The organism is Haloarcula ordinaria, assembly GCF_029338275.1.
Taxonomy (GTDB): Archaea; Halobacteriota; Halobacteria; order Halobacteriales; family Haloarculaceae; genus Haloarcula; species Haloarcula ordinaria.
Map to the genome: position 1 here is coordinate 2,962,128 of NZ_CP119789.1, position 13,528 is coordinate 2,975,655.

Below are 13,528 nucleotides of genomic sequence, written 5' to 3' on the forward strand. Positions count from 1 at the left end.
ACTGGATATTCGAACCTCGTCCGGTGGTTCTGTCGGGCCCGATTTCACTTTCACTGCGGTCTACACAGCATTAATAACGTGCCGTCGTTCCTATTGTTCGTACGCGAGTCCGTTCGCGCGACGCAGCAGGGGCACCGACAGACAACCATCGTAGTTACCACTCCGGGTACCCTACGACGAACCAGGAATTTGCAGTTCAACAGGGTTATACGCCATCCATGAATACGTATCTGCCGCCAGAAATGACAGGGATTCGGCCAGCATTCACACGAGGGATCGACCGACAGCGGGGCGCTGTGGGTGGGAGGACAGCGAGATGAGTAACGCGGACCTCTCCGCCGACGAACTCACGCTCCCGATCAAACGAACCGACGGGGACACGCTCGAAGAGCGCCTGACCGGGAACGCATACAACAACATCCTCCCGGCTCGCTACCTCCGCAAGGACGCCAACGGCGACCTCGTCGAGAGCCCCGAAGCGCTGTTCGAGCGGGTCGCGAAGAACATCGCGCTCGCCGAGGCCGTCTTCGAGGCCGAGAAACAGGACGTCGAGATCACGGTCACGCCGGCCCAGCTCAAGCCCGGCCACCCGCGGCGCGACGAGCTCGCCGCCGAGGTGTTCGGCACGGGGACGAGCACGGAAGACGACGCCGAGACATCGCTCTCCGTGTACAACGTCAACAAGTTCGCGTACGACACCATCGTGCCCGAACTCCCCGGCGAGATTCGGACCCACGTCGAGGAGACAGCCGACGCCTTCCAGGAGCAGATGGAGCAGCTCTCGTTCATGCCCAACTCGCCGACGCTGATGAACGCCGGCGACGAGCTCCAGCAGCTCTCGGCGTGTTTCGTCGACTCGCCCGACGACGACATCGACGACATCCACCAGACCGCCAAGGAGGCCGCACAGGTCTTCCAGTCCGGCGGCGGCATGGGCTACGCGTTCTGGCGCCTCCGCCCGTACGGCGACCCCGTCGGGTCGACCGGGGGCATCGCCAGCGGCCCGATCACGTTCATGCGGACCTACGACCAGATGTGCGAGACCATCGCCCAGGGCGGCGCCCGGCGCGGTGCACAGATGGGCGTCATGCGCGTCTCCCATCCGGACGTCATCCAGTTCATCCACGCCAAGAACAAGGACGTCTCGCTGGCCGAGACCCTGCGCCTGAACGACCCGGACGACTTCACGCACAACTCCTTCGCCGAAGCCCTGGAGGAGGCCCGCGAACTCATCGACGACGAGGGGAAGGTCCCCAAGCACCTCCGGAACGCCGTCGAGGGCCACCTCTCGAACTTCAACATCTCGGTGGGCATCACCGACGGCTTCATGGAGGCGCTGCAGAACGGCGAGGACTTCACCTTCACCAACCCCCGGACCGAGGAGCCACACGTCGCCACCCCCGAGACCGTCGAACTCTACGAGATGTTCGACCTCGGCGAGTACGTCGAGGCCGGCGAGGTGCTCTCGATCCCCGCCGAGAAACTCTGGGAGCGCATCGTCCAGGGCGCCCACGAGAACGGCGAACCGGGCGTCATCTACCTCGAACGCGTCAACAAACAGCACTCCTTCGACGTCGAGAAACACCCCGACCACCGGATTCTCGCGACGAACCCCTGTGGCGAACAGCCCTTAGAGGAGTACGAGGCCTGCAACCTCGGGCACATCAACCTCTCGACGCTCGCCGCCCAGGACGCCCCGGACTACCGCGTCTGGGCCGAGGACCACGCCGACGAGTACGACTCCACGGAGGCCGCCATCGACGCGTTCCTCGACGACGCGATGGACTGGGACGAGTTCGATACGCGCATCGAACTGGGTACCCGGTTCCTGGAGAACGTCGTCACGATGTCGGACTTCCCGGTCGAGAAGATCGAGAAAAAGGTTCGAGAGATGCGCAAAATCGGCCTGGGCATCATGGGCCTCGCGCAACTGTACATCCAGCTGGGCGTCGAGTACGGTTCGCCCGAGGCCAACGAGGTCGCCCGGCAGCTGATGCGCCACATCAACCACGGCTCGAAGGCCGCCAGTCACGAACTCGCCGAGGACCGTGGCGTCTTCGAGGAGTGGGACAACTCCAAGTACGCGAACCCCACGGAGTACCGCGAGTGGTTCGAGAAACAGACCGGCGAGGACGCCGACGACTGGGCCGACGGCTACCCCATCCGCAACCACAACACGACGACCATCGCCCCGACCGGCACGACGTCGATGATCGGCAACACCACCGGCGGCTGTGAGCCAATCTACAACGTCGCCTACTACAAGAACGTCTCCGACGACGTCCAGGGCGACGAGATGCTCGTCGAATTCGACGACTACTTCCTGCGGGCCCTGGAGGAGAACGGCGTCGACGTCGAGGCCGTCAAGCAGGAGGCCCAGGAGCAGATGGCCGAGAACCGGTTCGACGGCGTCGCCGGCCTCTCGACGGTGCCCGACGCGCTGGGCGAACTGTTCGTCACCACCGGCGACCTCTCGGCCCGCGACCACGCGGGCGTCCAGGTCGCCTGCCAGGAGGGCGTCGACTCCGCCATCTCCAAGACGGTCAACGCCCCGAACGACTCGACCATCGAGGACGCCGCCGAAGTGTTCGAGTACATCTACGACCACGGCGGGAAGGGCGTCACCTACTACCGCGACGGCACCCGCTCGAAGCAGGTGCTGACCACGCGGGCCCAGAACGCCGAGTTCGCCGACATGGACGCCGACGAGATCGTCGCCCAGATCGAAGAGATGTTCGGCGGCATCGAGGGCTTCCTCGAGGACGAGGCCGTCCAGGCCGCCCTCGCAGAGTCCGTCGACGACATCCTGAGCGTCGCCGACGGCGAGCAGACGGAGTTCGCCAAGAAGCAGTCCCGCCCGGACGTCCTCCACGGCGTCACCCAGCGCATCGACACCGGCTACGGGAAACTGTACGTCAACATCAACGAGGACCCGTCGGCCGAGCGGCCGTTCGAGCTGTTCGCCAACATCGGCAACTCCGGCGGCTTCACCGCTTCGTTCACCGAAGCGCTGGCCAAGACCATCTCGACGGCGCTGCGCTCGGGCGTGGACCCCGAAGAGATCGCCGACGAGCTGCAGGGTATCCGGTCGCCGAAGGTCGCCTGGGACAAGGGCGAGCAGATCCAGTCCATCCCAGACGCCATCGGCACGGCCCTGCGTCGCTACCTCGACGGCGAGGTCGACAAGGCCTACCCGCAACAGACCACGCTCGAAGAGACCGCCGAAGAAGAGGAGGGGCGCGCCGAAGCCGAGCCCTCGACGCACACCGACGGCGGCCCGACGGCGGTCGACGCCGGTGCGCGCCAGACGCAGTCCGACACCGGCCCGGAGGCCGAAGCCGGTGGGTCGGCTGCCGACAGTGACCAGCAGGCGCTCATCGACGCGGGCGAGAGCCCCGAGTGTCCGGACTGTGGCTCGCTGTCGCTGTACTACTCGGAAGGCTGCAAGACCTGCGAGTCCTGTGGCTGGTCCGAGTGCTGATAGTGACGCCTGTGAGTCAGTCCGGTATCGACCGCACGCCGTCGCGCGGTCGTCCCAGGACACAGTCACAGTACTCACTGTGACGCGGCCTGTGTGACATACGGAGTCTACGTTTCGTTTTCGCCGTCGGCGTTTCTATCGCGGCACGTCCACCCAACCGCTGATCCACGACTCTCCCTCGCCAGGGACGTACGCGACCCGAATGCCGCCGAACTCCGTAATCTCGACGTCGTCTGGGAGCGGGTCCGGGTCGGGCTCCTGCCGGTCGAAGAACTCCTCGTGACTCATCGGGCCCTCCGTCGGCGGGCCGGCGGCGCGGCGCTGTGGGTGCGGTCGGTCTGGTCCATGCCTTTTCGACCGACCACTCTGCGGGCTAACCATGTCGTTATTCACGGAGTAGCTCGGAGTAGAAAGACCGTACGTCGGCGGTAGCAGGGCGTTTCTATCCCGAGAACCGCTTCGAGACCCAGCCAGAGGGGCCACTGGGGAAGGGATTGGCGGGCTCGTCGGTCTGGACCGTTCCGTCGCCGTCGACCATGCGGACGACGACCGTGTGGGGGCGTCCCGGTCGCTCGTAGGTGTACTGCCACTGGCGCCAGACGTCCTCGCCCGGCAGCGGGTCCGACAGCGTCGCCTCGGCCCAGGTCTCGCCGTCGTCGGTCGAGACCTCGACGCGGGAGACGCCCCGGAGGCCGGCGTAGGCGTGGCCAGCGAGGCGGCGACGGCCGTTCCCGAGCTCCGCGTCGTAGTGGAGCTTCGCGATGGGCTTGACCGGCCCGGTGCCGTGCCACCCGCGATTCTCCCAGTAGCCGTCGGCCTCCCGCTCGAGGAGTTCGATTTCGGTGAGCCACTTGACGTTGACCTCGCCCCAGTGCCCGGGCACGAGCGCGCGGACGGGGTAGCCGTGGCCCCGTGGGAGGACGGCCCCGTTCATCCCGTAGGCGAGCAGGCCGCCACGCAGCGCCGGGAGCGGGAACTCCTCGAAGTAGCCGTCGTCGGCCCGGAGCATCACGCACTCGCAGTCGCTCCGGACGCCGGCTTGCTCCAGCAGCGGGTCGACCGGGACGCCAGTCCACAGGGCGTTGTCCATCTTCCAGCCGTTCAGCGCCTCGCCGACGCAGCGCAGCGTCGAGAAGCGGTTCTCGGCGTCCATCTCGAGGATGTCGTCGTAGTCGAGCGTGACCTCCTGTTCGACCGCGCCGGTGATGCTGAGCGACCACTCCTCGGCGTCGATGGTGGGGTTGATGGAGTTGATGTCGACCTCGTAGAACCGGTCGCTGACGAGCGGTTCGAGCCCGTCGATCCGGAACGAGCTGGTATCGGCGGTCGCGAGTTGCCGCTGGACGTCGGTGAGGTCGGCACCCGGGGCCTCGAGCGTCGGCGCATCGGCCCCGAAGGCCGTGGCCGGCCGACGGTTCCCGAGCGCGTAGCCGAGTGCGCTCACGCCGAGCGCGGCGCCGATGGTCGTGAGCACGCGGCGCCGCGTCTCCGAGACTGGCGTGAGCCGGTCGCTCGCCCCGTCGAGCAGCTGTGCGAGACCGACGATAGCCGCCGCCGCGACCGCCGGTCCGGCCGAGAGGACGGGTTCGTTCGTCAGGACGAACGCGACGAGCCACGTGAGGACGGCGGTCCCGACGAGGGGGACGAGGCGGTTGTTCGTCGCGGCCCCGGTGAGCAGCGACGCGCGGGCGGCGAGCGCGATGAACGCGACGACGATGACGAGCGCCGCCACGAGGTTGAGCCGCTGGCCGAGGCTCCCCAGGTACGTGATGGCGTAGGAGACGACGATGCCCGGCATCGAGCGAGCGAGGGCCCGTTCGACGGGCGAGGCGACGAACGTCGGTGCGTAGCCCGTAACGGCGTAGGAACCCGCGAGTCCCGCGACACCCGCCGCGACGCTGACGAGCAGCCGTCCGACGGGCGTCTCGAGGACGTCGTTTGCCATAGTGTATCAAAGGGCTCCGTGCGAATATGGTTTGCTCCCAGTTCGACCCCACTCTGTAGACGACAGTCCACAAGAGCGAAGCCCCGCCGGTCCGAGAATCCGACAATGAGCGACGACGCGGGCGGTCGGCCCTGTCCGATGTGCGACCGGCCGATGTACCACCGCCACTGCAAGTACGTCTGCCCCGAACACGGCGTGGTCTACGATTGCGCTGACACGTTCTACTGAGCGGTAGTGGCGGGTTTATAACCTCGGGTGGCGCTAGTTGAACCAATGAGCGGCGAGACGGGCGACATCCGTGTACTCCACGTCGACGGCGACCCAGACTTCGGGGCGCTCGTCGCGACCCACCTCCAGCGGACGGCCGACGACATCAGGGTCTCCACGGAGTCAGACCCGGCCGCTGCGCTCGACCGGCTGGCGCGTGAATCGTACGACTGCGTGGTCAGCGACTACGACGTGCCCGGCTACCCGAGTCTCGAGCTGTTCGATGCCGTCCGGTCCGAGTCGCCCGACGTCCCCTTCGTCCTCTTCACCGAGGAGCGGGGCGTCGCGAGCGACGCGCTCGCCGCCGGCGTCACCGAGTTCCTGGCAAAGGAGAGCGGAACCGACCAGTTCGTCGTCCTCGCCAATCGAATCCGGCGCGTGGTCGGCGAGCGACGGGCGAACGAGGCGCTGGCTGCGACCCGTCGCAAACTCGAACAGTACGAGACGCTGGTCGAGAACGTCGGCGACGCGATGTACATCCTCGACAGGGACGGGACCGTCCAGGCCGCGAACGACGCGATGGCGTCACACCTCGGCTACGAGAAGCGCGACATCGTCGGTGCCGACGCGCGGGAGTTCGTGCCAGAGGCGGACATCCGGACCGCCGCCGACCAGCTACTGCGTCTGGCGGCCGCAGAGGAACGAACCTGGAGCCGCTTCGAGATGCGCACCGTTGACGCCGAGGGGACGGTGACGGTGAACGAGAACAAGGTCACGCCGTTGTTCGACGACGAGGGCCGGGTCGTGGGCTCCGTCGGCGTCCTCCGGGACATCAGCGACCGGAAGGCCCGCGAGACGGAGCTCGAACGCTACGAGACCATCGTCGAGGCCGTCGGTGACCCGGTGTACGCGCTCGACGCGGACGGCCGGTTCACCTACGTCAACGAGGCCCTCTGTCAGATGACGGGCTACGAGCACGACGAGCTCGTGGGCCGCCACATCGGGCGCATCATGACCGACGAGGACGTCAGCGCCGGTGAGGCGGTCATCCGGGACCTGCTGGACGGCGGCGCCGACCACGCGACACTGGAGATGGACGTGGTGACACAGCGCGGGGACCACGTCCACAGCGAGAACCACATCGCGTTGCTCCCCCAGTCAGACGGCGAGTTCACCGGCTCTGCTGGTGTCGTCCGCGACATCACCGAGCGACAGGAGCGGGAGCGGCGACTCGCGGAGTTCGCGTCGGTCGTCAGCCACGACCTGCGGAGTCCGCTCAACGTGGTCCAGGGGCGCATCGACCTCGCCCGGTCGACCGAGGACCTGAGCCACCTCGAGACCGCTGCCGAGGGCGCGAGCCGGATGGAGGTCCTCATCGACGAGTTGCTGACGCTCGCCCGGAAAGGGGAACTCGTCAGCGAGACCGTCCCGGTCGACATCGAAAAGGCCGCCCGGGACGCGTGGCGGAACGTCGACGCGCCGGCGGCGACGCTGCAGTGTCACTCGACCGCGATCGTCGACGCCGATGCGCCACGGCTGGGCGAGGTGTTCGAGAACCTGTTTTTCAACGCGATCGAGCACGGCGGTGACAGGGTCACGGTGCAGGTAGGGACCATCGAGGGGAGTGATGGCGCGACGACCGGGTTCTACGTCGCGGACGACGGCCCGGGAATCCCCGACGACGAGCGCGCCCAGGTCTTCGAGCGTGGCTACACGACGAACCCCGACGGAACGGGCTTCGGGCTCGCCATCGTCTCGGATATCGTCGACGCACACGGCTGGGCTATCGACGTGGAAACGAGCGCCGGCGGTGGCGCGAGGTTCGAGATCAGGACGACTCCGGACGACCAGTGACGTGTCGGTAGGCCGGCCCGGCCATGACCAGAACGGCCATCGCCCCGAAGAGCGCGACCAGCTGCGGGAGGGCGTCGATAGAGAGCCCCGACAGCGACAGCGAGCGCATCGAAGCCCCGGCGAGTACCTCGACGAGGACCCACGGAATCTCGCCCACGAAGGTCCCGACCACGAACGGCCGCGTCGAGACCCCTGCGAAGCCGGCCCCGTAAGAAACTGGGTCGGCCGGGACCGGCGAGAGGCGTGCGGCGAGGACACCGCGGGTCTCGCCAGTCACCTCGATTATCTGTCGACCGGAGTCACCGAGCCAGCCGAACATCCCGCCCTGCTCGCCCGCCCGGCGCGCGAACCGGTAGGGGATGAGGCAGGTGACGAGCGCGCCCATCAGCGCGACCGGGAACCCGTACTCGAAGCCGAGGACGAAGCCGACGAACGCCGAGAGCGGCATCGTCGGCCACGCGAACAGCGGCCGGACGAGATAGAGGAAGACGATGACGCCCGCGAGATACACCGGGTGGTCGGCGAGGTGCATGACCTCCGCGACGACTCGCGCCGGGGAGAGAATCGCCGTCGCGGCAGCGACGAACGCGACCAGCGCCGCCGAGCCGACGACCTGCCGTTTCGCGAGGCGGTCCATCTACCTCCGAGACTGGGGTACAGCGACAAACCTCTTGTGGTAAGCGTTAATCCGGCGGCCTGTGAAGGTGTGGGCGTGCCTGACGCCGACCGGGACCCCGTCGAACTCGGGGTGGAGCTGCTCGCCCATCTCGAACACGCCGAACTGTCGGTCGCCGACGCCATCGACCGCATCGAGACGGTGACGGCCAACCCGCAGCTCCAGCGCGAGATTCTCGACACCGCCGTGATGCGGGGCGTCATCGACCGCGAGGACGGCCTGGTCCGACCACGCTCGGGCGGGACCTACGTGAACTTCGACGCCGACGTCGTGGTCCGCGAGGGCTCGTTCACCTGCCGGCGCTGCGGGGCCGACATCTCGACGGGCCACTTCGTGCAGTTCGACGGCGGCGAGCTGGGTGCCTTCGGCTCGACCTGTATTAGGAAGGTACTCGGCCGCGACGAGGAGTGACCGGGCGTCAGCGGCCCTGTCGGAGTTCCTTGATGAGCTGCTTGATGGTCTGCTCCTGTTGCTGGATCTGCTCGCCCTGCCGCTCGACCGCCTCGGTCAGTTCCGCGACCTGTGACTCGAGGGCCGCGATGTCGTGGTCGCCGTCCGAGTCGTCCGTCGACCGGGCCGGCGAGGTCTCTGTCGTCGCTGACGCCGCCGCGGGCCCCTGGGACTCGGTCGCGCTACCACCTGACGGGCGAGACGACACGGCGACTTCGTCTGACTCGTCCGCGTCGGCTTCATCGTCCGAACTGACCAGCGGGTCGATACCGCTCTCCAGGCCCAGCCCGCCGGCCCCGTCGGCGTCCTCGTCCTCGTCGGGACCGACCTTCTCGGCGAGTTCGTCGAGCGACGAGACGTCGTGGTACGCGAACACGGAGTCCTCGAGGGCCTTCCGAACGGCGCGGGCCTGTTCGTTCGGCGCCTTGATCCGCTCCGGTCGGTCGCCGAAGGCGACGACGATGGCCGTCGCGACGCTCCCCTCCTCGAACTGCAGGCTGGTGATATCGTCGAAGTGGAACTGTTCGAAGTCGGCGTCCCAGGTGGCGTTCCCGATGTGCTTGAGCAGCTGTCGTTCGGTGACAACGAGGGTGAGTTCGCTGAAGCGGAAGACGCCGGTGACGCTCTCCTCGGCCTCGAGGACCCCCGACGTCTGGAGTTTGCCCTCGAGCACCCGTTCGAGCACCGCCTCACCACGGTTGAGCGGCACGGTGAGTTCGCGCTTCTCGTCCACGTAGAACAGCGTGAACTTTGTCTTGCGCCGGCCCTCGGAGACCGCGAGGCGTTCGAAGTCGAGCGGGTACGCCGAGACCTTCTCGTCGCTGAGCAACCCCTCGCCACGGTAGACGAGCGTCCGGGTCGGGGTGAAACAGACGACGTCCTCGTCCCCGAGTTTCACGCCGGCCCGGACAGCCTCGTCCCCGAGCTCCTGTCGGACGAGGTCTGGAATGTCCATGGGGGGAAATTTCTGCCCGATGGCTTAAATCCGGGGGTCAGGTGGTCACTCGGGTGACGGTGTCCGTGTGAGAGGGCCACAGCCTGCAGGCAGATGAGAACCTTCAAGACGGAAAGCGGCCAACGACAGATTGCACCCGCGCCCGGGTGGCTTAGCTGGACATAGCGCCGCACTCATAGGGTCTTACGACTCATGCGGTACCTACCCGACATGACCCGTGGGGTGCTCGTCACACCCCGGACCTGGGCCATGCGGAGATCGAGGGTTCGGAGCCCTCCCCGGGCATTTTCAATCCGTCGCGAACTTCGTGTGAGCGACAGCCACGAAAATGCCGCGGGAGGCGGAGAACCCGGTAGGGTCCACGCGAACGCCAGTGAGCGTGGAGCAGGTCAGACGAAGTCTGACCGTGGTTCGGAGCCCTCCCTGGAAATCGATCTCACTCGCGACAGTGAGCGACTGCACTGTTGCTCCGGATAACCTACTCGATAATCGTCGAGAACGACACGGGGTGCGACCGCGCGAAGGCCTTCGGGGCGCTCAGTGGCGTGACGGCTGTCGGCGTCGCCGTCGGACCCATGATCGGCGAGACGCTCACCACCGACGGCATGGGGCTTCCTCGGCGAGTTCGTCCTCGTCGTAATTGTCGCCTATCTAACGATTCGGTATCTGCCAACCCCGTCCCGCAGCGAGTCGCTCTCGCTGGACGTGGGCGGGATGCTCCTCTCAGTCCTCGGAATCGTCGGGTCCTTACTCGCCGGGCAATACGGCTGGGTTCGGCTGCTTCGCCCCTTCGTACTCCCCGGCATGCTGTTCCAGCCACTCGGTCTCTCGCCCGCGAGATGGTGTCTCTGGGTGGGTCTGGCCACGCTCGTGGCCTTCGGCCGGTGGGAGATGCGCCAGCACCGCGCCGGCCGTCCGGTGCTGGTGCCACCGAGTACCCGACGAAACCGGACGTTCCGTGTCGGCACTGTCACGTTCGCGAGCATCGCTTCGAACGGGCGGCCCGCGAGCAGGCTCCCGATTCTGACGAGGAGGAGCGGCGCCGTGAGGAGCAGCCAGAGTACCGCGTTCGTTCACCCGGTGCCAAATATCCAGTCAGGAGTTACGTTTTGCGTCATAGGGCCTCTCCACAACTAGATGGCTGAGTGATAGAAAGCGAGAGCTACCTTGCCAAGTCAATTTCTCTACACTTTGTTACTATATCTGCGGTAGCAGCCCGCAAACCGTTCCGTCGGTCCGTGATGGCGAATCGTTGTAGGTCACCCAGCGAATCGGCAACGTGACTATGTCTGTACAGAACCGGGAGCAGCTGGCGAGTAGGTCGAGGACATGATACAGTTGTGTCACGAGTACAACTATCATCTCGCCAATGAAAAGAACTGCTCGAAAACTAATGAGTATTGACATACAGCAACAGTCAACAGCGGTGGACGCCCAGCGCGTGAACTGGCGCCTCCTCGCGGGCGCGGGGGTGCTCATCTCCGTTCTCGGTCTCGTGGCGATACTCGCACCCTTCGTCACGGGCATCCGGCTCTCGCTCCTGCTCGGGACGCTCCTCGTCATCGGCGGACTCGGCCACATCGCCCACGCGTTCAGAGCTGCGGGCTGGACCGGCTCGCTGTGGCAGGTCGTCCTGGCGGTGCTCTATGCGGGGACCGGCATCGTGACGCTGACCAATCCCGTTCTCGGCCTGGTGACCCTGACGCTGCTCCTGGTCGTCTACTTTGCCATGGAAGGGGCCGTCGAGGCCGTCATGGGCCTGCGCCTCCGGCCGGAGTCGCAGTGGGCCTGGTTCGTCGGGAGCGGCGTGCTCTCGTTCGTCCTGGCGGGGCTCCTCTGGGTTGGCTTTCCCAGCACCGCCGTGTGGGCCGTCGGCCTCCTCTTCGGAATCAACCTCCTGAGTACCGGTATTACGCTGATTGCTGTCGCCCTTAGCGATCGGGAGCCCGTGGCCCCGAGCATAGAAGAGATGTCTACTGGCGAGCCTGAGACCGGGTAACGTGCGGCGACACGACCCGTTTTCCGACAACGATGGAAGATAACAATTCAGCGGATGATGCGCCCGACGCGTCGAGTGGCGACCACGACGAGAGTGCAACAGCACCGACCACGGGCAGCCAGGAGACCGGGGACGACCCGGGCGACAGCCAGACACCGTCGAGTCCCGCCGAGGTGCTCGCAGGTGGCCTGCTCGGCCAACCGGTCCGCCGCGACCGCATCGTGCTCTGGCTGGCCGCTATCGTGCTGTCCCTCACCGTCGCCTACGTCGCGTGGCGGTACGTGGGCACCCTCATCGTCGGTGTGTTCGCCTACTACGTCACCCGTCCCGTCTTCGCCCGCATCAACGACCGGATCGAGTCGCGGACCCTCGCAGTGGCTGTCGCGCTGGTGACGGTCGCCTTGCCGGTCCTCGTCCTCATCGGGTGGACGCTCTACGTCGCGGTCCGGTCGCTCTCGAACGTCGTCGATAGCGACATCGGCGACCAGGTCGCGGGCCTCATCCAGCCGTACGGTGATCTGACGGCCATCGGGGCCGACGTCACCCGGACGGTGGAGGCGGTCATCGCCGACCCGCTGCTGCTCACCCAGATGGAACTCGAATCGGTGCTCGCTGGCTCGTTCTCGTTGCTGAGCGCAGTCGTCGTCGAACTGTTCACCATCGGCCTGCATGCGTTCATCGTACTCATCATCACGTTCTACCTGCTCAGAGACGACTACCGCATCGCCGGCTGGGCACGAGGGACCTTCCTGACTCCCGACGGAGTCGTCGAAGACTACCTCGTCGCCGTCGACCGCGACCTCAAGAATGTCTTCTTCGGCAACATCCTGAACGCGCTCCTCACGGGGTTCCTGGCCGTCTTCACGTACCTCCTTCTCAACACCATGGCCCCGGCGACGGTCAGAATCCCCGAACCCGCACTCGCGGGGCTCCTGGTCGGCGCCGCGAGTCTCGTCCCGGTCATCGGCATCAAACTCGTGACGTGGCCCATCGGCGGCTATCTGCTCGTGCGAGCGCTGGTCCTCGACCCGACCGCGGTCTGGTTTCCGGTCGTCTTCTTCCTCGTCTCGTTCGTGGTCGTAGATTACATCCCGGACCAGTTGCTCCGGCCGTACGTCAGCGGCCGGACGCTGCACATCGGCGCCGTCATGCTCGCGTACACCATCGGCCCGATACTGTTTGGCTGGTATGGGATCTTCCTGGCTCCGGCGATTCTCGTGGTGGTCTTCGAGTTCAGCCGAGTCGTCGCGCCATGGCTCGCGAATCCAGGGTCTACAGCGGAGGACGCCCGGCCCGAAGAATCCACGTCCACCGAGTCGGTCGAGACCAGCCAGGCAGACTCCGCGCCGTCCATCACGGCGGTGGCACAGGACGAGTCACCCCCGGGCGGTGGGTCGTAGATGGCGACGACGTACTACCTCATCAGCGACCTCCACATCGGCGGCGATGAGCAGCTCGGACAGGTGGACTGTCTCGACGAACTGCTCGCGTTGCTCGGCGACCTGGAGGCGAGCGACGAGGACGCTGAGCTCATCATCAACGGCGACGCGTTCGGTCTCTGGGAGTTCACCGAAGTCGAGGGCCCGGCGAAGTTCGACGCGCTGGTGGAACGGTACCCGGAGCTGTTCGCACAGTTGCGGTCGACAGGTGAGCGGGCCCCCGTCACGCTCATCCCCGGCAACCACGACTACGAACTCGCGGCCTACGACGAGTACGTCGACCTGCTCGCGAAGTACAACGTGACCTTAGAGCAGACGGTCTCTATCGAGCGACCGGTCGGTAAGCACGTCCTCCACGTCGAACACGGCATGCAGGAGGACCCGAACAACCGGATCCCCGACTTCGGAACTCAACTACGTCCGCGTCAACCCGACCGACGACGGGCGTGTGCTCGTCGAGTACGAGGTGCTCGACAAGCCCGACCCTCGGGAGGAGACACTCCTCCAGCGACTGCTCACCCG

The 13,528-nt window shown here is 66.4% G+C and carries 11 protein-coding genes, 1 tRNA gene and 1 pseudogene; 8 read left to right on the forward strand and 5 right to left on the reverse strand.

The features are described 5' to 3' along the window. The first annotated feature begins 316 nt into the window (after positions 1-316). Entirely contained in the window at positions 317-3,481 is a 3,165-nt protein-coding gene (locus tag P1L41_RS15580) for an adenosylcobalamin-dependent ribonucleoside-diphosphate reductase (protein ID WP_276296636.1), read from the forward strand. A 135-nt stretch (positions 3,482-3,616) separates the two neighbouring features. Here P1L41_RS15580 and P1L41_RS15585 read toward each other — a convergent pair whose 3' ends face one another. Together P1L41_RS15585 and P1L41_RS15590 are read right to left on the reverse strand one after the other, a co-directional pair. Next, positions 3,617-3,769 (reverse strand): hypothetical protein, encoded by a 153-nt coding sequence (locus P1L41_RS15585; protein ID WP_276296637.1) that lies wholly within the window; start codon positions 3,767-3,769, stop codon positions 3,617-3,619. A 154-nt stretch (positions 3,770-3,923) separates the two neighbouring features. After that, entirely contained in the window at positions 3,924-5,426 is a 1,503-nt protein-coding gene (locus P1L41_RS15590) for a molybdopterin-dependent oxidoreductase (RefSeq protein ID WP_276296638.1), read from the reverse strand. Between the two features lie 105 nt (positions 5,427-5,531). Here P1L41_RS15590 and P1L41_RS15595 point away from each other — a divergent pair, with 105 nt between their 5' ends. Together P1L41_RS15595 and P1L41_RS15600 are read left to right on the forward strand one after the other, a co-directional pair. Beyond that, positions 5,532-5,654, forward strand: a complete 123-nt coding sequence (locus P1L41_RS15595) for an HVO_2523 family zinc finger protein (protein ID WP_276296639.1) — start codon at positions 5,532-5,534, stop codon at positions 5,652-5,654. Between the two features lie 45 nt (positions 5,655-5,699). Continuing rightward, on the forward strand, positions 5,700-7,487 hold the full coding sequence (locus P1L41_RS15600) for a PAS domain S-box protein (protein ID WP_276296640.1): 1,788 nt from the start codon (positions 5,700-5,702) through the stop codon (positions 7,485-7,487). Here P1L41_RS15600 and P1L41_RS15605 read toward each other — a convergent pair. Further along, positions 7,462-8,124, reverse strand: coding sequence for a TVP38/TMEM64 family protein (locus tag P1L41_RS15605; protein ID WP_276296641.1), 663 nt, complete (start codon positions 8,122-8,124; stop codon positions 7,462-7,464). The genes P1L41_RS15600 and P1L41_RS15605 overlap by 26 nt on opposite strands. Before the next feature lie 75 nt (positions 8,125-8,199). Here P1L41_RS15605 and P1L41_RS15610 point away from each other — a divergent pair, with 75 nt between their 5' ends. Continuing rightward, positions 8,200-8,574 carry a DUF5830 family protein gene (locus tag P1L41_RS15610; protein WP_276296642.1) on the forward strand — a complete coding sequence of 125 codons (375 nt, stop codon included), beginning with the start codon at positions 8,200-8,202 and terminating at the stop codon, positions 8,572-8,574. Between the two features lie 7 nt (positions 8,575-8,581). Here P1L41_RS15610 and P1L41_RS15615 read toward each other — a convergent pair whose 3' ends face one another. Continuing rightward, positions 8,582-9,568, reverse strand: coding sequence for a DUF7115 domain-containing protein (locus tag P1L41_RS15615; protein WP_276296643.1), 987 nt, complete (start codon positions 9,566-9,568; stop codon positions 8,582-8,584). A gap of 140 nt (positions 9,569-9,708) precedes the next feature. Between P1L41_RS15615 and P1L41_RS15620 the strand changes: the two genes are divergently transcribed. After that, a tRNA-Met gene (locus P1L41_RS15620) sits at positions 9,709-9,853 on the forward strand. Between the two features lie 193 nt (positions 9,854-10,046). Here P1L41_RS15620 and P1L41_RS15625 read toward each other — a convergent pair. Further along, positions 10,047-10,175 carry a hypothetical protein gene (locus tag P1L41_RS15625; protein WP_276296644.1) on the reverse strand — a complete coding sequence of 43 codons (129 nt, stop codon included), beginning with the start codon at positions 10,173-10,175 and terminating at the stop codon, positions 10,047-10,049. A gap of 786 nt (positions 10,176-10,961) precedes the next feature. On the opposite strand from P1L41_RS15625, the gene P1L41_RS15630 reads away from it, so the two are divergent. The 3 genes and pseudogenes from P1L41_RS15630 to P1L41_RS15640 all read left to right on the forward strand — a co-directional run. Continuing rightward, positions 10,962-11,567: an HdeD family acid-resistance protein gene (locus P1L41_RS15630; RefSeq protein ID WP_276296645.1), complete on the forward strand. Its 606-nt coding sequence runs from the start codon at positions 10,962-10,964 to the stop codon at positions 11,565-11,567. Between the two features lie 32 nt (positions 11,568-11,599). Next, the gene (locus P1L41_RS15635) at positions 11,600-12,967 is read left to right on the forward strand and encodes an AI-2E family transporter (protein ID WP_276296646.1); all 1,368 of its coding nucleotides are present in this window, start codon (positions 11,600-11,602) and stop codon (positions 12,965-12,967) included. Then, positions 12,968-13,414, forward strand: a pseudogene (locus tag P1L41_RS15640) (metallophosphoesterase family protein); the annotation flags it as partial. Positions 13,415-13,528: the final 114 nt, after the last annotated feature.

Coding starts and splice junctions, on each gene's coding strand:
- P1L41_RS15580 (WP_276296636.1), top strand. CDS start 317: ATGAGTAACGCGGACCTCTCCGCCGACGAACTCACGCTCCCGATCAAA.
- P1L41_RS15585 (WP_276296637.1), bottom strand. CDS start 3,769: ATGAGTCACGAGGAGTTCTTCGACCGGCAGGAGCCCGACCCGGACCCG.
- P1L41_RS15590 (WP_276296638.1), bottom strand. CDS start 5,426: ATGGCAAACGACGTCCTCGAGACGCCCGTCGGACGGCTGCTCGTCAGC.
- P1L41_RS15595 (WP_276296639.1), top strand. CDS start 5,532: ATGAGCGACGACGCGGGCGGTCGGCCCTGTCCGATGTGCGACCGGCCG.
- P1L41_RS15600 (WP_276296640.1), top strand. CDS start 5,700: ATGAGCGGCGAGACGGGCGACATCCGTGTACTCCACGTCGACGGCGAC.
- P1L41_RS15605 (WP_276296641.1), bottom strand. CDS start 8,124: ATGGACCGCCTCGCGAAACGGCAGGTCGTCGGCTCGGCGGCGCTGGTC.
- P1L41_RS15615 (WP_276296643.1), bottom strand. CDS start 9,568: ATGGACATTCCAGACCTCGTCCGACAGGAGCTCGGGGACGAGGCTGTC.
- P1L41_RS15625 (WP_276296644.1), bottom strand. CDS start 10,175: ATGCCGTCGGTGGTGAGCGTCTCGCCGATCATGGGTCCGACGGCGACG.
- P1L41_RS15630 (WP_276296645.1), top strand. CDS start 10,962: ATGAGTATTGACATACAGCAACAGTCAACAGCGGTGGACGCCCAGCGC.
- P1L41_RS15635 (WP_276296646.1), top strand. CDS start 11,600: ATGGAAGATAACAATTCAGCGGATGATGCGCCCGACGCGTCGAGTGGC.